This window comes from Melissospora conviva (genome assembly GCF_049523535.1).
Lineage (GTDB): Bacteria > Actinomycetota > Actinomycetes > Mycobacteriales > Micromonosporaceae > Melissospora > Melissospora conviva.
The window spans coordinates 23832-46216 of the sequence record NZ_JBLLDT010000008.1 but is presented as its reverse complement, the minus strand read 5'-3'; the positions used below and the strand labels follow the sequence as shown (position 1 = coordinate 46216).

23 protein-coding genes are annotated in these 22385 nt (G+C 72.6%); 12 read left to right on the top strand and 11 right to left on the bottom strand.

Annotated elements, in window-relative coordinates; all coding sequences use genetic code 11:
* Positions 1-158 precede the first annotated feature (158 nt).
* Together ACK8GG_RS17670 and ACK8GG_RS17665 are read left to right on the top strand one after the other, a co-directional pair.
* Entirely contained in the window at positions 159-1193 is a 1035-nt protein-coding gene (locus ACK8GG_RS17670) for an SIS domain-containing protein (RefSeq protein ID WP_440352637.1), read from the top strand.
* 54 nt (positions 1194-1247) lie between these two features.
* Positions 1248-2759 carry a histidine kinase N-terminal domain-containing protein gene (locus ACK8GG_RS17665; RefSeq protein ID WP_440349625.1) on the top strand — a complete coding sequence of 504 codons (1512 nt, stop codon included), beginning with the start codon at positions 1248-1250 and terminating at the stop codon, positions 2757-2759.
* A gap of 30 nt (positions 2760-2789) precedes the next feature.
* On the opposite strand, the gene ACK8GG_RS17660 is transcribed toward ACK8GG_RS17665, so the two are convergent.
* Positions 2790-4223: a glycosyltransferase family 39 protein gene (locus ACK8GG_RS17660; protein WP_440353343.1), complete on the bottom strand. Its 1434-nt coding sequence runs from the start codon at positions 4221-4223 to the stop codon at positions 2790-2792.
* A gap of 512 nt (positions 4224-4735) precedes the next feature.
* Between ACK8GG_RS17660 and ACK8GG_RS17655 the strand changes: the two genes are divergently transcribed.
* Genes ACK8GG_RS17655 through ACK8GG_RS17640 form a run of 4 tightly spaced genes read left to right on the top strand, consistent with a single transcriptional unit; the run spans position 4736 to position 8332 of the window.
* The gene (locus tag ACK8GG_RS17655; RefSeq protein ID WP_440352638.1) at positions 4736-6448 is read left to right on the top strand and encodes a nitrite/sulfite reductase; all 1713 of its coding nucleotides are present in this window, start codon (positions 4736-4738) and stop codon (positions 6446-6448) included.
* Positions 6445-6681, top strand: coding sequence for a hypothetical protein (locus ACK8GG_RS17650; RefSeq protein ID WP_440356891.1), 237 nt, complete (start codon positions 6445-6447; stop codon positions 6679-6681). The genes ACK8GG_RS17655 and ACK8GG_RS17650 overlap by 4 nt, the downstream gene beginning before the upstream one ends.
* Positions 6678-7505 carry a phosphoadenylyl-sulfate reductase gene (locus ACK8GG_RS17645; RefSeq protein WP_440356823.1) on the top strand — a complete coding sequence of 276 codons (828 nt, stop codon included), beginning with the start codon at positions 6678-6680 and terminating at the stop codon, positions 7503-7505. The genes ACK8GG_RS17650 and ACK8GG_RS17645 overlap by 4 nt, the downstream gene beginning before the upstream one ends.
* Complete coding sequence (locus tag ACK8GG_RS17640; RefSeq protein WP_440352640.1) at positions 7487-8332, top strand: sirohydrochlorin chelatase; 846 nt, start codon at positions 7487-7489, stop codon at positions 8330-8332. Before ACK8GG_RS17645 ends, ACK8GG_RS17640 begins: the two co-directional genes overlap by 19 nt.
* A 109-nt stretch (positions 8333-8441) precedes the next feature.
* On the opposite strand, the gene ACK8GG_RS17635 is transcribed toward ACK8GG_RS17640, so the two are convergent.
* Together ACK8GG_RS17635 and ACK8GG_RS17630 are read right to left on the bottom strand one after the other, a co-directional pair.
* Entirely contained in the window at positions 8442-8699 is a 258-nt protein-coding gene (locus ACK8GG_RS17635; RefSeq protein ID WP_088982262.1) for a WhiB family transcriptional regulator, read from the bottom strand.
* Between the two features lie 412 nt (positions 8700-9111).
* On the bottom strand, positions 9112-10062 hold the full coding sequence (locus tag ACK8GG_RS17630; RefSeq protein ID WP_440352641.1) for a diacylglycerol/lipid kinase family protein: 951 nt from the start codon (positions 10060-10062) through the stop codon (positions 9112-9114).
* A gap of 41 nt (positions 10063-10103) precedes the next feature.
* On the opposite strand from ACK8GG_RS17630, the gene ACK8GG_RS17625 reads away from it, so the two are divergent.
* Complete coding sequence (locus tag ACK8GG_RS17625) at positions 10104-10490, top strand: hypothetical protein (protein WP_440352642.1); 387 nt, start codon at positions 10104-10106, stop codon at positions 10488-10490.
* An 80-nt stretch (positions 10491-10570) separates the two neighbouring features.
* On the opposite strand, the gene ACK8GG_RS17620 is transcribed toward ACK8GG_RS17625, so the two are convergent.
* From ACK8GG_RS17620 to sodN, 3 genes are all read right to left on the bottom strand, one after another.
* Positions 10571-10975, bottom strand: coding sequence for an ATP-binding protein (locus ACK8GG_RS17620; protein WP_440352643.1), 405 nt, complete (start codon positions 10973-10975; stop codon positions 10571-10573).
* A gap of 24 nt (positions 10976-10999) precedes the next feature.
* Complete coding sequence (locus ACK8GG_RS17615; RefSeq protein WP_440349817.1) at positions 11000-11521, bottom strand: GNAT family N-acetyltransferase; 522 nt, start codon at positions 11519-11521, stop codon at positions 11000-11002.
* Positions 11522-11586: 65 nt separating this feature from the next.
* Complete coding sequence (gene sodN, locus ACK8GG_RS17610) at positions 11587-11994, bottom strand: superoxide dismutase, Ni (protein WP_440349618.1); 408 nt, start codon at positions 11992-11994, stop codon at positions 11587-11589.
* 70 nt (positions 11995-12064) lie between these two features.
* On the opposite strand from sodN, the gene ACK8GG_RS17605 reads away from it, so the two are divergent.
* From ACK8GG_RS17605 to ACK8GG_RS17590, 4 genes are all read left to right on the top strand, one after another.
* The gene (locus ACK8GG_RS17605; protein WP_440349617.1) at positions 12065-12388 is read left to right on the top strand and encodes a S24/S26 family peptidase; all 324 of its coding nucleotides are present in this window, start codon (positions 12065-12067) and stop codon (positions 12386-12388) included.
* Positions 12389-12527: 139 nt separating this feature from the next.
* Positions 12528-13712: an NAD(P)-dependent malic enzyme gene (locus ACK8GG_RS17600; RefSeq protein ID WP_440349616.1), complete on the top strand. Its 1185-nt coding sequence runs from the start codon at positions 12528-12530 to the stop codon at positions 13710-13712.
* Between the two features lie 78 nt (positions 13713-13790).
* Positions 13791-14747 (top strand): zinc-binding dehydrogenase, encoded by a 957-nt coding sequence (locus tag ACK8GG_RS17595; protein WP_440352644.1) that lies wholly within the window; start codon positions 13791-13793, stop codon positions 14745-14747.
* Positions 14748-15055: 308 nt separating this feature from the next.
* The gene (locus tag ACK8GG_RS17590) at positions 15056-16432 is read left to right on the top strand and encodes a hypothetical protein (protein ID WP_440356822.1); all 1377 of its coding nucleotides are present in this window, start codon (positions 15056-15058) and stop codon (positions 16430-16432) included.
* A gap of 129 nt (positions 16433-16561) precedes the next feature.
* On the opposite strand, the gene ACK8GG_RS17585 is transcribed toward ACK8GG_RS17590, so the two are convergent.
* Together ACK8GG_RS17585 and ACK8GG_RS17580 are read right to left on the bottom strand one after the other, a co-directional pair.
* Positions 16562-17542 carry an alpha/beta hydrolase family protein gene (locus ACK8GG_RS17585; protein ID WP_440349613.1) on the bottom strand — a complete coding sequence of 327 codons (981 nt, stop codon included), beginning with the start codon at positions 17540-17542 and terminating at the stop codon, positions 16562-16564.
* Between the two features lie 74 nt (positions 17543-17616).
* Positions 17617-18531 (bottom strand): alpha/beta hydrolase family protein, encoded by a 915-nt coding sequence (locus tag ACK8GG_RS17580; RefSeq protein ID WP_440349612.1) that lies wholly within the window; start codon positions 18529-18531, stop codon positions 17617-17619.
* A 115-nt stretch (positions 18532-18646) separates the two neighbouring features.
* Between ACK8GG_RS17580 and ACK8GG_RS17575 the strand changes: the two genes are divergently transcribed.
* Complete coding sequence (locus ACK8GG_RS17575; protein ID WP_440349611.1) at positions 18647-18808, top strand: hypothetical protein; 162 nt, start codon at positions 18647-18649, stop codon at positions 18806-18808.
* Here ACK8GG_RS17575 and ACK8GG_RS17570 read toward each other — a convergent pair.
* From ACK8GG_RS17570 to ACK8GG_RS17560, 3 genes are read right to left on the bottom strand one after another with little or no spacing between them, the layout of a single operon-like run.
* Positions 18801-19988, bottom strand: a complete 1188-nt coding sequence (locus ACK8GG_RS17570) for an acetate/propionate family kinase (RefSeq protein WP_440349610.1) — start codon at positions 19986-19988, stop codon at positions 18801-18803. The two genes, ACK8GG_RS17575 and ACK8GG_RS17570, sit on opposite strands and share 8 nt — an antisense overlap.
* Positions 19989-19990: 2 nt before the next feature.
* A complete protein-coding gene (gene pta / locus ACK8GG_RS17565) occupies positions 19991-22060 on the bottom strand; it encodes a phosphate acetyltransferase (protein ID WP_440352649.1) in 2070 nt (689 codons plus the stop codon).
* Positions 22061-22084: 24 nt separating this feature from the next.
* The gene (locus ACK8GG_RS17560) at positions 22085-22264 is read right to left on the bottom strand and encodes a DUF6104 family protein (RefSeq protein ID WP_440349608.1); all 180 of its coding nucleotides are present in this window, start codon (positions 22262-22264) and stop codon (positions 22085-22087) included.
* Positions 22265-22385 lie beyond the last annotated feature (121 nt).

Below are 22385 nucleotides of genomic sequence, written 5' to 3'. Positions count from 1 at the left end.
GCGTTGCGCAGCCTAGGCGATCGTGGAAAGTCGCGGCGTACCCCTGCGTGCTTCTGCTCGTTCCGTTGTGTGGTGTCCCGCGTTGCTGCAAAAATGAGCGCCGAGCGTGCGTTTTCCGCGCAGCGAGGGGGTCCGGGGTGACACGGCCAGGCGCCGGCATGGCGGCGGACATCGCGGAGCAGCCCGCCGGGTACGCCCGGCTGCTCGCCCCCGACCAGGCCGACGCGATCGCCCGGGTCGCCGCCGCGGTGGCGGCCCGTCGCCCACGGCACGTCGTCTTCACCGCCCGAGGCACCTCCGACCACGCGGCCCTCTACGGCGCCTACCTCAGCGAGATCCGGCTCGGGCTGCCCGCCGGCCTCGCCTCGCCGAGTGTGGTCACCGTCTTCGGTGCCCGCCCCGATTTTTCCGCAGCGCTGGTGGTGGCGGTGAGCCAGAGCGGCGGCTCGTCGGACCTGACCGAGGTGGTGCGCCAGGCCCGTGACTCCGGGGCGCTGACCGTGGCGGTGACGAACACCGCCGACTCGCCGCTGGCGGCGGCGGCGGAGCTCACCGTCGACATCGCCGCCGGCCACGAGCGGGCGGTCGCCGCCACCAAGACCTACACCGCCGAGCTGCTTGCCCTGCTGATGCTCGTCGAGGGCGTACGGGCCGGGGACGGGCGGCTGCCGGCCGCGGAGCGTGCGGCTCTCGCGGCGCTGCCGGAGCTCGCGGCCCAGGTCCTCGCCGATCCGGCCCCGGCCCAGCTGGCGCTCCGGTACCGGTTCGCCGCGCAGCTGGTCACCACCGGCCGCGGGTACGCCTACCCGACCGCCCGGGAGGCGGCGCTGAAACTGATGGAGACGTCGTACCTGCCGGCGCTGGCCTTCTCCGGCGCGGACCTGCTGCACGGCCCGCTGGCGATGGCCGACGCGGACATCCCGGTCCTGGCGCTGGTCGGTTCCGGCCCCGGCGGCCGGTCGATGCGGGAGCTGCTGCCGCGGCTGGCCGAACGCGGCGCGGACCTGGTGACCGTCGGCTCCGCCGAGGTCGACGGGGTACCGGCGCGGCTGGCCGTGCCGCAGGTCGACGAGCGGCACGCCCCGCTGCTGGACATCCTGCCCCTGCAGCGGCTGGCGCTGGCACTGGCGCTGGCCCGCGGTGAGAATCCGGACGCGCCGCGCGGCCTGGCGAAGGTCACCAGCACCCGCTGAGCGCCGCGGAAGGTCACCGGCAGGGGTCGCAGGCGGGCGTGGCAGGCTTGCAGCGTGTCCACACTGCGTGATCTGGCCGAGGAGCACACCGCACTGCGGCCGGCCGACATCGACCACCTGCACCGGGTGGCCGGCGACTGGCAGCTGCTCTCCGACCTCTCCTTCGCCGACCTGCTGCTCTGGGTTCCGGTCGACGACGACGAGACCTTCGTCTGCCTGGCGCAGGTGCGCCCCACCACGGCGCCGACGGCGTACCAGGACGATCAGGTGGGCCGGATCGTCGGCGGTCCGGAGGTCGCGCACCTGACGGTCGCCTACCGGCAGGGCCGGATCTGGCGGGAGGGCGACCCGGTCTGGTACGGCGACGTGCCGGCCCGGCACGAGGCGATCCCGGTCCGGTTGCGCGCCGCCGACGGCGAGGCCGGCGAGATCATCGCCGTGATCGGCCGGGACACCAACCTCTCCACCGCGCGCAGCCCCAGCCAGCTGGAGCTGAACTACCTGACCACCGCCGACGACCTGGCCCAGATGGTCGCCGACGGCACCTTCCCGTCGGTGCGTCACCCGGGGGAGACGACGTCGGCGCCGCGCGTCGGCGACGGGCTGATCCGCCTCGACGCCGGCGGCAAGGTCACCTACGCCAGCCCGAACGCCCAGTCGGCCTGCCGACGGCTCGGCTTCTCGGCGCACCTCGTCGGCGAGGACCTGGCGGGGCTGATCCGCCGGCTCGCCACCGACCCGCTGGAGGGGACCGACGTCGCCAACGGGATGCTCGCCGCGTTGCGCGGCGAGTCGCCGCCGCGCCGGGAGCTCGACGCCCGCGGCGCGACCGTGCTGACCCGGGCGGTGCCGCTGATGCCCGCCGGCGTGCCGATCGGGGCGCTGGTGCTGGTCCGCGACGTCACCGAGGTCCGCCGCCGGGACCGGGCCCTGATGACCAAGGACGCCACCATCCGGGAGATCCACCACCGGGTGAAGAACAACCTGCAGACGGTCGCGGCGCTGCTGCGCCTGCAGGCCCGCCGGGTCGGCATCCCCGCCGCCAAGGCGGCGCTGGAGGAGTCCGTACGCCGGGTGGCCTCCATCGCGCTGGTGCACGAGACCCTCTCGATGTCCTCCGATGAGGAGGTCGAGTTCGACGGGATCCTCGACCGGATCGCGAACGCCGCCGGTGAGGTGGCCACCATCGAGCCGAGCGTGCGGATGCGGCGGGAGGGGAGCTTCGGCGTGCTCTCCGCCGAGATCGCCACCTCGCTGGCGATGGTCCTCAACGAGTTGCTGCTCAACGCCGTCGAGCACGGCTTCGACCCGGAGCACCCGCCGGCCGAGCCGCCGGAGACGGTGGTGACCGCGCACCGGTTCCGCAAGCAGCTGCAGATAACCGTCGCCGACAACGGCCGTGGCCTGCCGGCGGACTTCGACGCCGAACGCAACGGCCGGCTGGGGTTGCAGATCGTCCGGGCGCTGGTCGCAGGCGAGCTGCGCGGCACGATCGAGCTGCGCAACCGTGCCGGCGGTGGCGCCGAGGCGGTGCTCGTCGTGCCGCTGGCCAAGCCCCGTCGCTGACCGCGGCGCCCGGCCCGCGAGGGTGCCAGGTCAGCCGGTACGGACCAGCAGCGCCAGCGTCAGCCCCGGCAGCTGCCGGGACCGCTCCACCCGGTAGCCGGCCCGCAGCGCGTCCCGCTTGCCGTCGGCGAGCGCGGCGACCGGGTCGTCGTGGTCGCCGCGGACCAGTAGCCACACCCGCTCCACCCCGGCCAGGCACTCGGCCGGCCGTGGGCACTCGCCGACCCAGAGGTCGGCCCGCTCCCGCCGGCCGGTCGCTGCGAGCACGTCGCGGGGGCGGTCGTCGCGCAGGTGGTACTCCATCGCCAGGTCGAGCATCGGCCAGCTGCCGGTGCGCGGCGAGTAGACGATGCCGTCGCCGGGGCGCTGCCCGGCGGCGACCGCGCCGGCGGCGGCGGCGTAGTCGATCGCGGCGCTGCGCGGCCACTCGTGGGTGCGTCGCAGCGCGGCCTGCGCCGGCGCCCCGAGCACGGCGAGCACGGCGAGCACCAGCAGCGCGTACGTCAACCGGAGCCCGGCCAGCGCGGCCCCGGCGAGCAGGCAGGCGAACGGCAGGGTGAAGACCAGGTAGCGGACCACCCAGAGTGGGGTGAGCTGCGCGGCCGCGAAGACGAGCACGACCGGGGCGAGCACACAGGCGGCGAGGGCGATGCCGGGCCGGGCCCGCAGGCCGAGGCCGACCGCGGCCAGGCCGAGCAGCATGCCGCCGACGGCGGCGGCCTGGGTCAGCGCGCCGGGCAGCGCCAGCAGCTCGCCCGGGGCGGGGGTGTCGACCCAGTTGAGCTGCTGCGACTGCTGGCCGAGGCCGAGCAGCGCCAGCGGCGCAACGAGGAGCCCGGCGACCGCCACCGTGACCGCCCAGTGCCACCAGCGGCGGTCGCGGCCGCGCAGGCTCAGGGCGACGAGGACCAGATGCCCGGCGAGCAGGGTCAGCGCCACCAGGTTCATCAGTCCCAGCAGGGCGACCGCGGCGGTGTAGCCGAGCCAGCGCAGCCGGGTCGGACGGTGCAGCGCCGCGACCAGCAGCAGGGTGGCGAGCACCGCGAAGCAGCTGACGAAGGCGTACGAGCGGGCCTCCTGGGCGTAGCGGGAGGTGCTGGGCAGGACCGCGAAGAGCAGCCCGGCGAGCAGCCCGGCGCGGGCGTCGTAGAGGCGGGCGCCGAGGGCGGCGGTGAACCCCGCCGCGGCGGCCATGGCGAGCACGGAGGGGGCGCGTAGGGCGGTCACCGAGTCGCCGAAGAGCGCGATCCAGTAGTGCAGGAAGAGGTAGTACGCGCCGCTGACCGCATCGATGTTGCCGACCATCCGCAGCAGGTCGCCCACGGGGCGGCTCGCGCCGCTCCACGCCGCCAGCTCGTCGCGCCAGAGCTGGGCGTCGCCGAGCCCGGTCGCGCCGATCGCGGCGGTGAGCAACGCCGGCACCGCCCAGACCGCGCCGCTGCGCACCCGGGTGGCCGGCGGCACCGGAGGCCGGTGCGACGCCGGCGCCGCGCCGTGCGCGCTCGTCCGGCTGCCGATCTCGGGGCTCGGCGGGGGCAGACCCGTCACCAGCCGAGAGTGTCACAGCAGCGGATCGCCCGGCGGCAGGTACGGCAAACCCGGTCGGCGCTGCGGCAGCCGGTGGGAGCTCGCCGGCGCGGCGCGGGAGTGCGACCGGATTCGCGGCGACAGGTGGCCCGGTTCCCGCCGTCGCCGCGCCCGTGATGTGGGATTGGCGATGATCGTCGAGGCCACCCCACCTGCGGCTGTGGCACGATGGGCCCATGACCGCCGCTGTCGACCGTCGCTTCGTGGCCCGCCGCCACGTTGATTACGGCCGCGTCCGCAGCGCGATCTGTCCGGCGCACTGACGAGCCCGACCCTGCTCTTTTTCGGTCGTGCAGCGCGTCGGTTCCGCCGCAGTGCCACTCGGCCGGCCCTTCCGCGTTCTGCTCAGCCGAAGCTCAATTTCCGCTTCAGACTCGGAGGACGCCGCGATGGCGGTCAGTAGCATTCCGTCCCGATCCGGTGACTCGGCCGTCCCGGCCGCCCGTGGGGCCCGCAAGGCCCGGGGTGAGGGCCAGTGGGCCCTGGGACACCGTGAGCCGCTCAACCCCAACGAGCGCACCAAGGCCGACGACGACCCGCTGAACGTGCGGGCGCGCATCGAGAACATCTACGCCCACCGCGGCTTCGCCTCGATCGACCCCGCCGACCTGCGTGGCCGGTTCCGCTGGTGGGGCCTCTACACCCAGCGCAAGGCCGGCATCGACGGCGGCCGGACCGCCGTGCTCGAGCCGCACGAACTCGACGACGAGCACTTCATGCTCCGGATCCGCGTCGACGGCGGACAGCTGACCCTCGCCCAGCTGCGGGTGATCGCCGACATCTCCCAGCGGTACGCCCGCGACACCGCCGACATCACCGACCGGCAGAACATCCAGCTGCACTGGATCCGGGTCGAGGACATGCCCGAGATCTGGCGGCGGCTGGAGGAGGTCGGCCTCTCCACCACCGAGGCCTGCGGGGACTGCCCCCGAATCGTGCTCGGCAGCCCGGTCGCCGGTGTCGCCGAGGCCGAGCGGGTCGACCCGACCCCGGCGATCGACGAGATCGTGCGCCGTTACGTGGGCAACCCGGAGCTGTCCAACCTGCCCCGCAAGTTCAAGTCGTCGATCTCCTGGCTGGCCGACACCCCGTACGAGGTCAACGACATCTCCTTCCTCGGCGTGGTGCACCCGGAGTACGGCCCCGGCTTCGACCTCTGGGTCGGCGGCGGCCTCTCCACCAACCCGATGCTCGCCAAGCGCCTCGGGGTCTGGGTGCCGCTGGACGAGGTGCCGGACGTCTGGGCCGGGGTGGCGGGGATCTTCCGCGACTACGGCTACCGGCGGCTGCGGCACCGGGCCCGGCTGAAGTTCCTCGTCGCCGACTGGGGTGTGGAGAAGTTCCGGGAGGTGCTGGAGAAGGAGTACCTGGGCCGGGCGCTGGCCGACGGACCGGCCCCGGAGCTGCCCGCCAAGCCGATCGACCACATCGGAGTGCACCCGCAGCGCGACGGCCTCTCCTATGTGGGTGCGGCCCCGGTGGTGGGACGGGTCTCCGGCCCGCAGCTCGCCCGGCTCGCCGACGTGGTCGCCGCACACGGCAGTGACCGGGTGCGGCTGACGCCGTACCAGAAGCTGCTGGTGCTCGATGTGGCGCCGCAGCGGGTCGAGTCGCTGGTCGGCGCGCTGCGGGAGATCGGGCTGGAGGCGCGGCCGTCGGCCTGGCGCCGCGGCACGATGGCCTGCACCGGCATCGAGTACTGCAAGCTGGCGATCGTCGAGACCAAGGCGCGCGGTCAGGAGCTGGTGGCGCGGCTGGAGGAGCGGCTGCGTGACTTCGACGCCGACATCTCCATCCACATCAACGGCTGCCCGAACGCCTGCGCCCGTACCCAGGTCGCCGACATCGGCCTCAAGGGTCAGCTCGTGGCCGGCCCCGAAGGGCAGCAGGTGGAGGGCTACCAGGTGCATCTCGGCGGCGGGCTGGGGATGGCGCAGGGGCAGACGGCGGGTTTCGGCCGCAAGCTGCGCGGCCTGAAGACCACCGCGGCGGAGCTGCCCGCGTACGTCGAGCGGCTGGCCCGCAACTATCTGGCCCAGCGCGCCGATCAGGAGAGCTTCGGCCAGTGGGTGCTGCGCGCCGACGAGGAGGCGCTGCGGTGAGCACCCGGGCGGCGCCGATGTACTGCCCGTACTGCGGGGAGGAGGACCTGCGGCCGAACGAGGCGTCGCACGGGGCGTGGGAGTGCCGCGCCTGCGCCCGGGTCTTCGCGGTGAAGTTCACCGGGCTGCTGCGCCGGGAGACCGCCGTCGAGGGGGCCGCCAGCGCCGGGCCGGGAGCGGCGGACGGTGCTTCGGGGCCTTCGGGGCGGTCGGCGACGGAGGCGGGCCGGTGACCGGGCGCGGGCCGGTCTCCGCCGTACACCTCGGCCTGGTCGACCCGCGCCGGCCCGCGGGGGCCGCTGCGGCGCCCACGGCCGCTTTCCCGGAAGTCGCGCCGACCGCGCGTGGGGAAGCGCCCACGACTGCGGATTCGGCGCCGCGGCTGCGTGCGCTCGCGGACCGCGCCGCGGTGGAGCTGGCGGGGGCGTCGGCCACCGAGATCGTCCGCTGGGCGGGCGAGACATTCGGTGCCCGGTTCTGCGTCACCAGCTCGATGGCGGACGGGGTCGTCGCGCACCTGGTCTCCCGGGTGGTGCCGGGTGTCGAGGTGATCTTCCTGGACACCGGTCTGCACTTCCCGCAGACGCTGCGGGTCCGCGACGAGGTGGCCCGGACCCTGCCGGTGGTGGTCCGGTCGGTCCGGCCCCCTCAGACGGTCGGGCAGCAGGACGGGGAGTACGGGCCGCGCCTGTTCCACCGGGCGCCGGACGAGTGCTGCCGGCTGCGCAAGGTCGAGCCGCTGCAGCGGGCGATGCGCGACTTCGACGCGTGGGTGACCGGGCTGCGGCGGGACGAGTCGCCGACGCGGGCGCACACCCCGGTGGTGGCCTTCGATGCCGCCCGCGGAAAGGTCAAGATCAACCCGATCGCCGGGTGGACGCAGGCCGACGTGGACGACTACATCGCCCGCTGGAAGGTGCCGGTCAACGAGCTGTTGCGCCAGGGCTACGGCTCGGTCGGCTGCTGGCCCTGCACGCGCCGCACGAGAGCCGGGGAGGATCCGCGGGCGGGACGCTGGGCGATGTTCGACAAGACCGAGTGCGGGCTGCACACTTGAGCCCGGTTGAGCCGATCGTCCTGGTGGCGCACGGCAGCCGTGACCCGCGGGCGGTGACGGCGACGCGGGCGCTGGCCCGGCAGGTGGGCCGCCTCGGCGGTGGGGCCGTGGTGCGGGCCGGTTACCTCGACCACACCGATCCCCGTCCGGAGGCGGTGCTGGCAGCCCTGCAGCGCCGCGGGCATCGTCGGGCGGCGCTGGTGCCGCTGCTGCTCACCGATGCCTTCCACGGGCGGGTGGACCTGCCGGCGGTGGTCGCGCAGGCCCGCGCGGCCGGGCTGCGGATACCGGTACGGCTGACCCCGGTGCTCGGCTGCGCCGGCTCGACGGTGGACGGGCTGCTCCTGGCGGCGCTGGAGCGCCGCCTGGCCGAGGCGGCACCGGCGGGCTTCGACGCCCTGGTGCTGGCGGCGGCCGGCACCCGCAACGCCGCGGCACGGGAGTCGGTGGCACGGGTGACGCAGTTGCTGGGGCGTCGTCACGGTGTGCCGGCGCTCACCGCGTACGCCTCGGCCGCGCCGCCCACCGCGGGGGAGGCGGTGCTGCGGCTGCGGGCCGCGGGCGCGCGGCGGGTGGCGGTCGCCGCCTACTTCCTCGCGCCCGGACGGCTCTACGAGTCGGTGGCGGTGACCGCGGCGGCGGCGGGGTCGATCGCCGTGGCGCAGCCGCTGTCGGACGCCCCCGAGCTTGCCCGGCTGGTCCTGGACCGGGTGGCTGCCGGTCGGCCCGGCGTGACCGTGACATCCGGCGTGACCGTGACATCCGGCACCACCATGGCACCCGGTGTCACCGGCGGTCGCCGGTCGTTGGCGGTCACCCTCGGCTGAGGCGCCGCCGCTGGGCAGTCGGATGGGGCGCAGTCGCCGCAGCGCAGGCGGACGCGAAAACGCCCCGGCGGGCTGAGCCCGCCGGGGCGTTTCTTGCCTGTTCGATCGATCAGGCGGAGTGAGCGCGCAGGACGCGCAGGCCGCCGCGGCGCTTGACGGCGCGGCGCTCTTCTTCGCTCATTCCGCCCCATACGCCAGCGTCCTGACCGGACTCGAGGGCCCACTTGAGGCACTCATCGGTCACGGAGCAACGCCGGCAGACGGCCTTGGCCTGCTCGACCTGCAGCAGCGCCGGACCGGAGGTCCCGATCGGGAAGAACAGCTCCGGGTCTTCGTCGCGGCAGGCAGCATGGTGGCGCCAGTCCATGGCGGCAACACTCCTCATTCTGGGGTGGGCGGTAGTTATTGCTTTTCTCTATATGCACCCGCGCGCCGGCGGTGACGTATCGCAATCAGCGATTCAACAGCGCGTGAGCAGGCTTTTGGGCCCCTGTGAACCAACTGAACCGCTCGTATTGGTGAGCGCATCCAGATGACGTGCCGGTCTCTCAGGTTCCGCTTGTGAATACTTTCACGAACGTTCGCAATGTCAAGGGTGGTGCTTCGAAAAAATCTGAGCGGTGAGCAAGCTCACGGGCTGTTTGTCCGTATTCGGCGGCTACCTGAGCCCCCCGGCAGGTTACTGCCTGGGATCAATGTAGTACGGTCTCGGCCGCATTGCTGGCATTTCCGGCACTGATGCCCGGTTCGACGGACAGCCAGTGCGGTGGGGGGAACCGTTAGCAGATTACCCTCAGTGCGGCCGGAACGGCAGTGAAGTGGACCTTCTTTCGTTCACCGAGGTAGTCACCGTCCACCTGGAACGGCTTCGGATCGCTCGCCACCAGCGTGAACTCGTTCACATCGTGCAGTCGGAGCACCTGCTTGCCGTGCGGATCCGGATCGCTAGCGAGGATCTGCGTCACTGTCCGTAGCGTGCTGGCCACCTGAAGCTGCCGCATGGCCATGACATCCAGGCCGAGATCGAAGGAGGCCAGCGGGTTCGGATTGACCTCCCGCTCGCCCAGGTACGTCCAGGGGGCGGTGTTCTGCACGATTGCGAATGCCAACGGTTCTTCCATCGGCTCTCCCGGCCGTTCCAGACGCAGTCCCGCCTGCCGTTGTTTACGGCCGAGAAAGTACTGACCGACTGCGGAACGCAGATACAGCGAAGGTGTCGAGACGCGTCCTCGCCGGCGGGCCCGCTCGACTCGGCCGACCACTGCCGCGTCCAATCCGAATCCCGCGCAGAAGGTGAAGTAGCGGTCGTCGGCGCGGCCCAGTCCGATAGTGCGGGAGCGCCCCTCGCGGAGCCCTTCCAGGATCACGCTGGTGCCCTCGGGCCAGTCCCGGGGCAGCCCGAGCGCCCGCGCGAAGACGTTGGTGGAGCCGCCCGGCACCACCGCCAGGGCGGGCAGCCGCTCGGCGGAGGACTGGGAGAGCGCGACCATGGCCGGCTGCGCCGCCATGAGCCCGTTCACGACCTCGTTGACCGTTCCGTCGCCGCCGAGGGTCACCACCAGGTCCACGCCCGCCTCGGCGGCCTCGCGGGCGAGCGTCGCCGCGTGCCCGCGTTGCCGGGTATAGCGGACGGCGAGGTCCACCTCACTGCGCAGCGCGCGAACCAGCACGTCGCGGCTGCGTTCGGTGGTGGTGGTGGCTTTGGGGTTGACGACCAGTACGGCCTGCATGGGCGGCACTGTACCCCCGGGGCGCGGGTATCGTGGCGCGCGTGGAAAATGCCCCGGGCCCGATTCCGGCGCCCCTGCTCTGGGCGGTACGGCTGCTGCGCGCCGAATCCGTCGCGCTCGCGCTGGTCGCGATCTTCCTGGTCTACAAGGACCTGACGGCGGTCGCCACCGACCTGGTTTCGGCGATCTGGGTGACCGGCTTCGCGATAGCGGGCGCGGTCGTCCTCTGGCTGCTCGCCACCGCCCTGGCCGGCTGCCGGCCCGGTGCCCGGGCTCCGGCGATCGTGCTGCAGCTGATGCTGCTGCCGGTCGGTTACTACATGACGCAGGGCGGACTGGCCTGGCTCGGCGTTCCGCTGGTCGCGCTCGGGGTGCTGGTGATCGGCCTGATCGTCAGCAGGCCGAGCACCCGGGCGATGGGGCTCTGAGGCAGCAGCGATCGGGTGCTGACCGGCAGCGGTGCCGCTGTGGCCGGCGCCGGGGCGGTGGGACTGGCGACCGTGCCGTGTCAGGCGCCGAAGCCCCGGCGGGTCAGCAGGGAGATCGTCGCCCGGCCGTCGGCCGCGGTGGCGGTCGCGGAGGTTGTCAGCGCGGTGAGCACCTTCCAGGCGAAGGAGGTCTCCGCCGGGAGCCGGGTGCCGGCGACCATCGGCGCGCTCACCGCGACGGTGAGGGCGTCCTCGGTCACCGCGAAACGGCACTGCAGCTCCGCGGACTCGGTGGTGGTCGACAGCAGCATGGCGCAGGCCTCGTCGACGGCGATGCGCAGATCCTCGATCTCGTCGAGCGCGAACTGCAATCGCGCGGCGAGGCCGGCGGTGGCGGTCCGCAGCACGCCGAGGTATGCGCCGTCGGCGGGCACGGTCAGGAGCACGACGTCGTCGTACGTCGGCTGTTCTGTCAGTTGAGTCACCGCAGATCCTCCCGAATCCGGACTCTACCCGCGCTCGTCCCCGCCCGCTGCGAGGCGCGTAGCGGCGTCGCGGTCGGCGCGGGGTCGGTGCGGCCCGGCCGGCGTTCGGCTCGGGTCTGGTGCCTGGCCGGCGAGGGCAGCCAGGGCGTTGCCGTCGAGCCGGTACGGCACCCACTGCGGTATCGGCTCGGCGCCCACGGCCCGGTAGAACTCCGCCGCCGGGTTCCAGTCGAGCATGTGCCATTCGAGTCGCCGGTAACCCCGCTGGACGCAGATCGCGGCGAGGGTGGCCAGCAGCAGCCGTCCGGCACCTGTGCGCCGGGCGGCCGGGCGTACGTAGAGGTCCTCCAGATGGATGCCGTGCACGCCGGCCCAGGTGGAGAAGCTGAGAAACCAGAGCGCGAAACCGACCGGCTCGTCGCGGGCGTCGACCGCGACGTGACCGAAGAGCGCCGGGGCGCCGCCGAAGAGGGCCTGGTGAAGTTGCTCCTCGGTGAGGTGGCACTCCTGCGGGGCCCGCTCGTACTCGGCCAGTTCGTGCACCATGCCGACGACGGCCGGCACGTCCTCGGGACGCGCCGGCCGGATCGTCGGGGGGTCGAGTCGAGGCGTCACGCCTGCTTGGTCTCCCAGAAGATCTTCGAGATCTCGTCGATCTTGGCGAGCAGCTCGTCGGCGACCGCCGGGTCGGTCGACGCCTTGGCGCCGCCACCACCGCCGGCGAGCTTGGTGGCCTCGTTGAAGAGCTGGTTGAGCTGCGGGTACTTCTCGAAGTGCGGGGCCTTGAAGTAGTCGGTCCAGAGCACCCAGAGGTGGTGCTTGACCAGATCGGCCCGCTGCTCCTTGATGATCAGAGCCCGGGTACGGAACTCCGGGTCGGTGTTGGCCTGGTACTTCTCGCAGATCGCCTTGACCGACTCGGCCTCGATCCGGGCCTGGGCCGGGTCGTACACGCCGCAGGGCAGGTCGCAGTGGGCGCTGGCGGTGATACGCGGCGTAAGAATGCGGGGAAGTCGCATCGGGACCCTCCATGGGTGTTTGCGATGATCGGGAAAGACATTACTCCGTCAACTACTTCACCCGACGCAGGTGAGCGTGAAACGTCCACTCTTCGCGGTGCTGGTCACCGGTCCGTCGATGGCGCCGACGTTGCGCCACGGCGACGCGCTGCTGGTCCGGCGGGGTGACCGCGGGGTGCGGCCCGGCGATCTCGTCGTGGCGGTGTTCCGCAGCCGGCCCGGTCTGCTCGTGGTCAAGCGGGTGGTGCGCCCCGTCGACGGGGGCTGGTGGCTACACGGGGACAACGAATTCGTCACCGACGACTCACGGCGCTACGGGGTCGCGGATGTCCAGGGACGGGTGTTAGCTCGGTATTGGCCGCCTCTGCGGTGGTTCCGCCGCTTGCCGGTATGAATCCGATCACAGTCAGTCGCCGGTAGTGGCCACTATGCTGCACACGTGCCCGGGTGACCCCCGCACCGCTCTGTCGGCTCCGTCCACACCTTTCACGAGCCCACAGGTCCATCTGCCTAGCCAGATTCTGGAGTCACCGATGTCTGCCTCATCCACCACTGTCGATCCCGAAGATCCTATCTTCCGACTGCACGAGGGTGGCAAGCTCGCCGTCACCTCGACCGTCCCGCTCACCAGCCGCGAGGACCTCTCGCTCGCCTACACCCCCGGTGTGGCGAAGGTCTGCGAGGCGATCGCCGCCAACCCCGCACTGGTGGACGACTACACCTGGGTGTCGCACACGGTGGCCGTGGTGACGGACGGATCGGCGGTACTCGGGCTCGGCAACATCGGTGCGCGCGCGGCGATGCCGGTGATGGAGGGCAAGGCGGTGCTCTTCAAGCAGTTCGGTGGCGTGGACGCCGTGCCGATCTGCCTGGACACCCAGGACGTCGAAGAGATCATCTCGGTGGTCAAGGCGCTCGCCCCCTCGTTCGGCGGGATCAACCTGGAGGACATCAGCGCCCCGCGCTGCTTCGAGATCGAGCGCCGGCTCGACGAGGAGCTGGCCATCCCGGTCTTCCACGACGACCAGCACGGCACCGCGATCGTGGTGCTCGCGGCGCTGCGCAACGCCGCACGCCTGCTGGACCGCAAGCTCTCCGACCTGCGCGTCACGGTCAGTGGCGCCGGCGCGGCGGGCGTCGCGGTGACCAAGATGCTCATCGCCGGCGGGGTCGACCCGGCGCGCACGGTGGTCTGCGACTCCCGGGGGATCATCTGCGGCAGCCGGGGCGAGCTGACCGGGGCCAAGGCGGAGCTGGCCGCACTCACCAACGCCGAGGGGCGCAGCGGGGACATCGCCGAGGCGCTGCGCGGTGCGGACGTCCTCATCGGTGTCTCCGGTGGGCAGATTCCCGAGTCGGCGGTGGCGCAGATGGCCCCGGGCGGGATCGTCTTCGCGCTCGCCAACCCGACGCCCGAGGTGCACCCCGACGTCGCGGCCCGCTACGCCGCGGTGATCGCCACCGGCCGCAGCGACTTCCCGAACCAGATCAACAACGTGCTGGCCTTCCCGGGCATCTTCAAGGGTGCGCTGGAGGCCCGCGCGACCGCGATCACCGACTCGATGAAGGTGGCCGCAGCCGAGGCGATCGCCGCGGTGGTGTCGGAGGTGCTGACGCCGGAGGCGATCGTGCCCTCGCCGCTGGACCCGCGGGTCGCCCCGGCGGTCGCGGCGGCGGTCGCCGCCGCCGCCCGTCGCGACGGGGTGGCGCGGGCCTGAGTTCCTGATCTGCGCGCTCCTGCCCGGCGGTGAGTTGCCGGGCAGGAGCGCTTCTTAACGGCTCCGGTTCTTGTTAGCGTGCTGATCATGCGTGCCGCCTATGCCTCGAAGTTCGACGACGACAACCCGCTCGCCGCGCTCGCGGTCGGAGAGCGCCCGGAGCCGGTCCTGCCCGCCGACGACTGGGTGCGGGTACGGGTACGAGCCAGCTCCCTCAATCACCACGACCTCTGGTCGCTGCGCGGTGTCGGTCTCGCTGCAGACCGGCTGCCGATGATCCTCGGCTGCGACGCGGCCGGCGTGGACGCGGACGGCAACGACGTGGTCGTCTATCCGGTCGTGGCCGACGCGGCCGACCCGCGGGGCATGTCGATCCTCTCCGAGCACTACCAGGGCACCCTCGCCGAGCAGGTGGCGGTGCCCCGGGCGAACCTGGTCCCCAAGCCGGCCGGGCTCTCCTTCGCCGACGCCTCCTGCCTGCCCACGGCCTGGCTGACCGCCTGGCGGATGCTCACCACCAAGGGGCGCATCGCCGAGGCGGAGTCGGTCCTGGTGCAGGGTGCGGGGGGCGGGGTCGCCTCGGCCGCGGTGGCGATCGCGACGGCCATGGGCAAGCGGGTCTATGCCACCAGCCGCGACGCCGGCAAGCGGGAGCGGATCACCGAGCTCGGCGCCACGGCGCTGGCCAGCGGCGCCCGGCTGCCCGAGCGCGTCGACATCGTCATCGAGACGGTGGGGGAGGCGACCTTCGACCACTCGCTGAAGTCCGCCGCGCCCGGCGCCCGCGTCGTTGTCTCCGGGGCCACGGCGGGCTTCCAGCCGAAGGTGAACCTGCGCCGGGTCTTCGCCATGCAACTGGAGATCCTCGGCACCTCGATGGGGACGCCGCAGGAGCTTGCGGAGCTGCTCGCCTTCTGCGAGGAGCACGGCGTCCGTCCCATGATCGATTCGGTGCACCCCTTCGAGAGCGTGCGCGACGCCTTCGCCCGGCTGCACTCCGGTGACGTCTTCGGCAAGGTCGTCGTCGAGTTCTGAGCCGCGTCCGTCCGGCGCCGGCGATGCCCCGGCCGCGCGCCGGACGGTCCGCTGCGGCCAGGAACCGGCGGTCTTCGGATGGTGGCAATTTGGACACCGAGGCTGATCTATTACGGACAGGCCGACTTATTAAGGCGTACCGAAGGGTTCGCTAAGCGGTTCTACACAAATTCCCGGATCAAAAGCCGAAACTCCAGGTCAACGTGTTCTTGGGTGCCCCTGAACGGCCCGTGTCATCGATAGGTTGGTCGGTATCCCGCTGTTTGGACGCGGACGACGGCAGATCGAGGCAACGCTAAGGGGACACCGTGAGGAACTCGACCGAGCACGATCGACAATCACGAGCGGAGTTCCGGCGGTCGCGACGGCGGCGCCGCGGTCAACTCCTCGGCGCCGGTCTCAGCGTGCTGGTGCTGGTGGTGGCCGGCGCCTCCGGGGCTGCGGCCGACGCCGGCGGCAACATGGTGGTGACCGAGGACGACACGGTAATCGACGGCGCCGTCGTCAACGGCTACATCCTGGTCAAGGCCGATCGCGTCACCATCCGCAACAGCGTCGTACGTTACGGCGGCGCGCACGCGGTGCGTGTCTTTCCCGGAGCCGAGGGCACCCTCATCGAGACCAGCCGGGTCGAGTGCCGGGCCCCGCAGACCAACGGCATCGCCTTCGGCAACTACACCGCGCGGGACGTACACGTGACGGGCTGCCGGCAGGGCTTCCTCCACTCGCCCGCGGCACCGGCCACGATCGTCGGCTCCACCTGGAACGGCGAGCAGGTCGACGCCGAGGTCGGCGCCGCGGCGCCGCAGGTCCCCGGGTCCGTGCCGAAGGACCGCGTTTCGGCACCCGGCGGCGCGTCGGGCGAGCCGCGCACCGAGGCCGATGCGCCGGCGGAGCAGGGCGGGACGGCGACGGAGCAGGGCGAGGCGGCGGCGGGGCCGGCCGTGGCCGCGATGCCCGGACCGTCGAACACCGGCGTGCCGGACGGTACGCAGCTTCGCCGCTCCGGCCCGCTGGACCTGACCCGCAACGGGCAGGTGATCAACGGGCTCGACATCGTCGGCTGCGTCACGGTCTCCGCCGCGAACGTGGTGATCCGCAACTCCCGGATCAGCTGCGACGGCCGGTACTCCATCAGAACCTTCAACACGGCGCGGAACCTGGTCGTGGAGAGTTCGGAGATCGACGGCCGGGGCGGCAACGAGGCGGCGGTCTGCTGCGGCAACTACACGCTGCGCCGGGTGGAGATCCGCAACGTCATCGACGGTCCCCGGCTCGGCGACAACGTGCTGATCGAGGATTCCTGGATCCACCACCTGACCCGCCGGCCGGGCTCGCACAACGACACCCTGCAGACCACCGGCGCGACCAGGATCGTGGTGCGGAACAACCGGCTCGACGCGTACAACCCGAACACCCGGGACCCGATGAACGCCTGCCTCATGATCGGATCGACAACCGCCCCGCTCGTCGCCGATCTGCTGTACGAGGGCAACTACTGCAACGGCGGCAACTACTCCATCGGGGTACGGGCCGATCTGAAGGCCCGCGACCTGGTCTTCCGCAACAACACCTTCGGGCGCGACCACCGTTACGGGGTGATCCAGAAGCCGGGCCAGGCCGGGCTGCGCTGGGACCGGTCCAGCAACACCTACGCCGACAACCGCCAGCCGGTAGCCCGCTGAGCCCGGTAGCCCGCTGAGCCGCGAGTCCGCTGAAGCCCCGCGGGGGCCGGTGGCGCCACCGCCCGGAACGGTGGCGCCGCGGCCCCCGCGTTTCAGGCGCGGTCGGGGGCGAACGACTTCGCCGGCCGCTCAGAGCTGGGCATCGAGCACCCCGACCTTGCCCCGCTCGCCGCCGGCGCTCAGCCGCTGGCGGGCCGCCGGGTCGCCGTAGAGGGTCCAGTACAGGAAGTCCAGCACGGTCTGCGAGACGACCCTGAACCCTGGACTGTCCGGATCGCTCATGCTCGCGCCGTGGTCGCCCTCGGGGAGGCTGAGCATCGCCTTCGGCCACGGCACCGCCTCGTAGGCGGCCCGGCCTGACGCGTACGAGACGACGTCGTCGCGTTCACCGTGGACGAAGAGTTGCGGTGCCGCGGCCCCGGCGAAGGCGGTGCCCACCCCGAGCGCGCTGCCCGCGAGCACGACGCCGGCCCGCAGCCGGTCGTCGCGGCCGGTGGTGAAGAGGCCGACGGTGGTCACCCCGCCCGCGGAGTGCCCGGCCGCCGCCACCCGGTCGGTGTGCAGGTGGCCGGCCAGGAGGTCGCCGGCGCGTCCGTCCAGGGCCAGCACCTCGGTCAGCACCGCCGAGACGTCGGCGGGCTGCTTGAGTACATCCATCAGCCCGGCGGGGCCCTGCGCGCCGGCGCTGCTGGGAAATGTCGGTGCGGCGATGACGAACCCGGCCCGCGCCCACCGGACGAGCAGCTGCCGGTAGTCGGCCGGCGCGGCGCCCAGTCCGTGGCTGAACACCACCACCGGAAAGCGCCCCGGGGCCGGTACGGCATCGGCCGACGTGCCGCCCGAACCGTTCGCCGGGTACCAGAGCGTCACCGGCAGCTCGCGGCTGCCGCGGGTGACCGTCAGTCGGCGGGTCCCGACCGCGGCGGCCCGCTCCGGTACCGGTAGCGGGTCCAGTGCGACGGCGGCCGATGACGGCGCGGCGGCGGACGGTGTCGGCTGCGGGTCCGGCTGCGGATCGGCGGCGGGCTCGGCGGGGGAGGAGCAGCCGGCGGCGAGCAGCACCGCGCAGAGGCCGCCGGCGACCACGCGACGGAGATGAGGACGATTCACTCCGCGATTCTGCCCGTCGGCCGAACCCGCCGCCAATACCGCCGGGACCGCGCCCCGGCCCGGCTCCCGCGCGCTCACCACTCTTCGTCGAAGCGGGACGTCCCCGGTACGGACCCCCGCGCCGACATCCGGTGCCGGGCCGCCGCGTCGTCCCGCAGCGTCCAGCGCAGGAAGTCGGTCGTCGTCGCCAGCACCAGGTCGAAGCCGGGCTTCCCCGCACCGAGATACGCGCCGTGACCCTGCCCGGGCAGGGTCAGGAAGCCCTTGGGCCAGCGCAGCGCCGCGTAGGCGCGCCGGGCCCGCCCGATCGGCACGATCGGATCCGCGTCGCCGTGCACGAAGAGCACCCGGGCCGCCGGGCCGCGAAAGGCCCCGCCGAGCGCCCGCCCGGCGATCACGACGGCCGCCACCAACCGGATCGGGGGCTCGGCGAGCACGCCGCTGGCGAACCGGCCGCCGGTGAACATGCCGGTGGTGGTGTGCCCACCGGCGGAGTGCCCGGCTGCCGCGACCCGGTTCAGATCGAGCGTGCCGGCCAGCGGGTCGGTCTCGTCGGCGTTGAGCCGGGCCAGCCGGTGCAGCACCCGCCAGGCGTCCGTCGGCTGGTTCACCACGTCCGCCCGGCTGAAACGGGGCGCGTCCCGGGAGGTGTGCGGGTACGTCGGCGCGACGACGACGAAGCCGGCCGCCGCCCAGCGGGAGGTCAGGTCGGCGTGCAGCGCCGGCAGGCTGCGCAACCCGTGGCTGTAGAGCACCACCGGGAAGGGGCCGGTCCGCGGCTGCGGGCTGCCCGCAGAGATCGCCGGATACCAGATGGTCACCGGTACCGGCCGGTCACCGACACCGGGCAGGGTGCGTACCGCCACCGGACTGTCGGCGTACGGCCCGGCCGCCACGGCCAGGGGCGTGGCCGGGGGAGCACCCGCAGCCCCGATACTCAGGGTCAGCAGCACGGCGAGGGCCGCAGCGGCGACGCGGACCGGATACATGATCTGACGGTAGGCGGCCGGTCACCGCTGCGGACCAGCTTTCCGGTCAATGGGCGACCAGCCGTACCGGCGTGGTCGCGTGACCGTCCGACTGCGCTGCGCTAGCGTCGTCGGCATGGTCGACCACCGTACCGATCCCAGCGCGGACACCCAGGCATTCCGTACCTTCGCGGCGACCCCGGAGCCGGTCGCGGCCGACTCCCGGCTGCCCCTGGCCGCCGGGGTGGCGGTCGCGCTGGTGCTGGTCATCGCTCTCGGCTGGTTCCTTCTCAGCTGAGCGCCTTCGGCCGTTCCGGCTCCGGCACCGGCTGCGTCGTGCCGGCCGGGAGCTGCCGGTGCTCCAGCACCGCCACCGTCTCCTCGACGATCTCCAGCTCCTCGTCGGTGGCGACGACGCAGACCGCCACCTCGGCCTCCGGCGGGGAGATCACCCGGTCACCGCTGCCGACGTTGCGCTGCGGGTCCACGGCGATTCCGAGCCGCTCCAGCCCGGCCAGGGAAGCGGCCCGGATCTCGGGCGACTTCTCGCCGATCCCGGCGGTGAAGGTGATCGCGTCGACCCGCCCGAGCAGCGCGTAGTACGCACCGACATAACCCTTGATCCGCCGGCTGTAGACGTCGAAGGCCAGGCTCGCCGCCGGCTCGCCCTCGGCGCGGCGGCGCAGCACCGCGCGCATGTCGTTGTCGCCGGTCAACCCGACCAGGCCGCTGCGGTAGTTGAGCAGATCGTCGATGTCGTCGACGGCGAAGCCACCCTCGCGGCGCAGGTGGAAGATGATCGTCGGATCCAGGTCACCGCTGCGGGTGCCCATCACCAGCCCCTCCAGCGGGGACATTCCCATCGAGGTCGCGACGCTGCGGCCACCGGCCACCGCGCAGGCGCTGGCGCCGTTGCCCAGGTGCAGGGAGATGGTGTTGATCTCCTCGTACGGCCGGTCCAGCAGCGCCGCCGTCCGGCGCGACACGTACGCGTGCGAGGTGCCGTGGAAGCCGTACCGGCGGATGCCGAAACGCTCGGCGACGGCCAGGTCGATGGCGTACGTCGCGCCCGCCTCCGGGATGGTGCGGTGGAACGCGGTGTCGAAGACCGCAACCTGCGGCACGTCGGGCAGCAGCTGCCGGGCGACCTCGATGCCGGCCAGGTTCGCCGGATTGTGCAGCGGCGCCAGCGGAATCAGGTCCTGGATCGCCGCCACCACCGCGTCGTCGACGAGGACCGGCGCGGCGAAGAGCGTTCCGCCGTGCACCACCCGGTGTCCCACCGCGGTGAGACCGGTCAGGTCCAGTCCGGCGAGCACCTCGCGGAGCGCCATCTCGTGATTGGCCGGCCCGCCGCCGGACTCGCCGATGCGCTCGACCGTGCCACCGGCGACGGCGTCGCGGCCGGCGTAGAGGCGGTACTTCACCGACGAGGAGCCGCAGTTGAGCACCAGGATGCGGGTGGCGTCGCCAGACATGGCTACTCCTTGCCGGCGGCCTGGATCGCGGTGATGGCCACCGTGTTGACGATGTCGGGCACGGTCGCGCCCCGGGACAGATCATTCACCGGCCGGCGCAGACCCTGCAGCACGGGGCCCACCGCCACCGCGCCGGCGGAGCGTTGTACGGCCTTGTAGGTGTTGTTGCCGGTGTTGAGGTCCGGGAAGATGAAGACCGTGGCCTTCCCCGCCACCGGGCTCTCCGGCAGCTTCGTGGCCGCGACCCGCGGATCGATCGCCGCGTCGTACTGGATCGGCCCCTCGACCAGCAGGTCCGGGCGGTTCTGCCGGACCAGGGCGGTGGCCTCCGCGACCTTCTCCACGTCGGCTCCCGCGCCGGAGGTGCCGGTCGAGTACGACAGCATCGCCACGCGCGGCTCGACACCGAACTGGGCGGCGGTGTCGGCCGAGGAGACGGCGATGTCGGCGAGCTCGGTGGCGTTCGGCTGTCGGTTGATCGCGCAGTCGCCGTAGACCAGCACCCGGTCGGCGAGGAGCATGAAGAAGACGCTGGAGGCGACCGAGACGGTCGGCAGTGTGCGGATGATCTCGAAGGCGGGGCGGATGGTGGCCGCGGTGGTGTGGGTCGCGCCGGAGACCATGCCGTCGGCGTGCCCGAACTGCACCATCATCGTGCCGAAATAGTTCGGCTGCCCGACGATCTCGTGCGCCAGCTCCTGCGAGACGCCCTTACGGGCCCGCAGCCGGGCGTACTCGGTGGCGAACTCGTCGCGCAGCGGACTGGTCAGCGGGTCGACGATCTGCGCGTCGCCGAGGTCCAGACCGAGTTCGCGTACCCGCCGGGAGACGTCGTCGGGCCGGCCGAGCAGCGTCAGGTCGGCGACTCCGCGGCGCAGCAGGATCTCCGCCGCGCGCAGGATCCGCTCCTCGGTGCCCTCGGGCAGCACCACCCGGCGGCGGGCGGACCGGGCCCGTCCGAGCAGCTCGTACTCGAACATCATCGGGGTGACCCGCGCCGAGCGGCTGACCTGCAGCCGGCGCGCCAGGTCCCCGGTGTCGACGTGCGCCTCGAACGCGCCGATCGCCGCTTCCACCTTGCGCGGGGTGGCGATGCTCGGCCGCCCCTCGATGCGGCTGGAGGCCGCGACGGTGGTGTAGCTGTCGGTGGTGACCGAGAGCACCGGCAGTCCGGTGTTGAGCGCGTTGAAGAGCCGCATCGCCCGGCGATCGGGCTGCTCGCCGAGGGTGAGCACCAGGCCGGCCACGGAGACCTCGCCGGCCACGTGCGCCGCGCCGGCGGCGATCAGCAGATCGTTGCGGTCGCCCGGGGCGATCGTCAGGCAGCCGTCGGTCAGGTGTTCGAGGTAGGTCGGCACGTGCGCCGCGCCCACCACGAAGTCGTGCACGTCGCGATTGAGCGACGCCTCGTCGCCGGCGAGCACCGTCGCGTGCAGCGCCTCGGCGACCTCGGCCACCGTCGGCGCCGACACCGACGGCACCTCCGGGATGGCGTACGCCGGGAAGGGCAGATCGGAGAGCTCCACGTGTCCCGCGACCCGGTTGGCGATCACCGCGAGCACCGTCGCCCCGAGGTCCTCCACGTCGTAGTAGGCGCTGCGCACCGCCGCGGCGACGGCGGCCGGCTCCTGGCCGAGGCCGTCGACGACGGGGACGACCACGCTGCCGAACTCCGTGGCGAGCCGGGCGTTGAAGGCCAGTTCCCGGGAGAGCCCGCCGCGGGTCTCCCCGGCATCGTCGAAGTCACTACCGATGATCACCGTGGCCGAGGCCCGCCGCTCCACCTCGTGGTAGCGCTCGACGATCCGCGCGACCAGTTCCTCGCGTCGGCCGTCGGCGACCAGGGCGCGGGCCTCGTCGTAGGTGGCGCCGAAGCACTCGTCGGGGCCGATGTCGATGCGGTACCGGTCGGTGAGCAGGGTCAGGATCGAGTCCTCCCCGGGGGCGCCGATCAGCGGCCGGAACGCGCTGATCCGCTCCACCTGGCGGGAGAGGAGCTCGGCCAGGCCGAGAGCGATGGTCGACTTGCCGCCGCCGGAGCGGACACTGGTGAGGTAGATACTGCGAGCCACGCTCTCAACCTATGCGATCGGGAGCTACTCGTCGTCCTCATCGTCGAGCCGGGCCAGCCAGGTGGCGAACCGCTCGATCGGGGTTTCGAACTCCGGGTTCAGGTCGACGAAGTCACGCAGCCGCTCGCCGAGCCACTCAAGGCTCACGCTCTCCTCGCCGCGCCGCGTGACCAGCTCCTCGATGCCACGGTCGGTGAAGTACATCCGATACCTCCGTCAGGACGAGCGGGGCGGGGGGGGGGGGGGCGCCCCCCCCCCCCCCCCCCCCGGGGGGGGGGGGGGCCCGGGGGGAAGAGAAAAAAAACACAAACCCCACACCCCCCCA

Excerpts from the sequence above, each read along its gene's own strand:
- ACK8GG_RS17655 (WP_440352638.1), top strand. The coding sequence starts at position 4,736 with ATGGCGGTCAGTAGCATTCCGTCCCGATCCGGTGACTCGGCCGTCCCG.
- ACK8GG_RS17560 (WP_440349608.1), bottom strand. The coding sequence starts at position 22,264 with ATGTACTTCACCGACCGTGGCATCGAGGAGCTGGTCACGCGGCGCGGC.
- ACK8GG_RS17580 (WP_440349612.1), bottom strand. The coding sequence starts at position 18,531 with ATGTATCCGGTCCGCGTCGCCGCTGCGGCCCTCGCCGTGCTGCTGACC.
- ACK8GG_RS17635 (WP_088982262.1), bottom strand. The coding sequence starts at position 8,699 with ATGGACTGGCGCCACCATGCTGCCTGCCGCGACGAAGACCCGGAGCTG.
- ACK8GG_RS17670 (WP_440352637.1), top strand. The coding sequence starts at position 159 with ATGGCGGCGGACATCGCGGAGCAGCCCGCCGGGTACGCCCGGCTGCTC.
- ACK8GG_RS17570 (WP_440349610.1), bottom strand. The coding sequence starts at position 19,988 with ATGTCTGGCGACGCCACCCGCATCCTGGTGCTCAACTGCGGCTCCTCG.
- sodN (WP_440349618.1), bottom strand. The coding sequence starts at position 11,994 with ATGCGACTTCCCCGCATTCTTACGCCGCGTATCACCGCCAGCGCCCAC.
- ACK8GG_RS17575 (WP_440349611.1), top strand. The coding sequence starts at position 18,647 with ATGGTCGACCACCGTACCGATCCCAGCGCGGACACCCAGGCATTCCGT.
- ACK8GG_RS17615 (WP_440349817.1), bottom strand. The coding sequence starts at position 11,521 with ATGGTGCACGAACTGGCCGAGTACGAGCGGGCCCCGCAGGAGTGCCAC.
- ACK8GG_RS17600 (WP_440349616.1), top strand. The coding sequence starts at position 12,528 with ATGTCTGCCTCATCCACCACTGTCGATCCCGAAGATCCTATCTTCCGA.
- ACK8GG_RS17630 (WP_440352641.1), bottom strand. The coding sequence starts at position 10,062 with ATGCAGGCCGTACTGGTCGTCAACCCCAAAGCCACCACCACCACCGAA.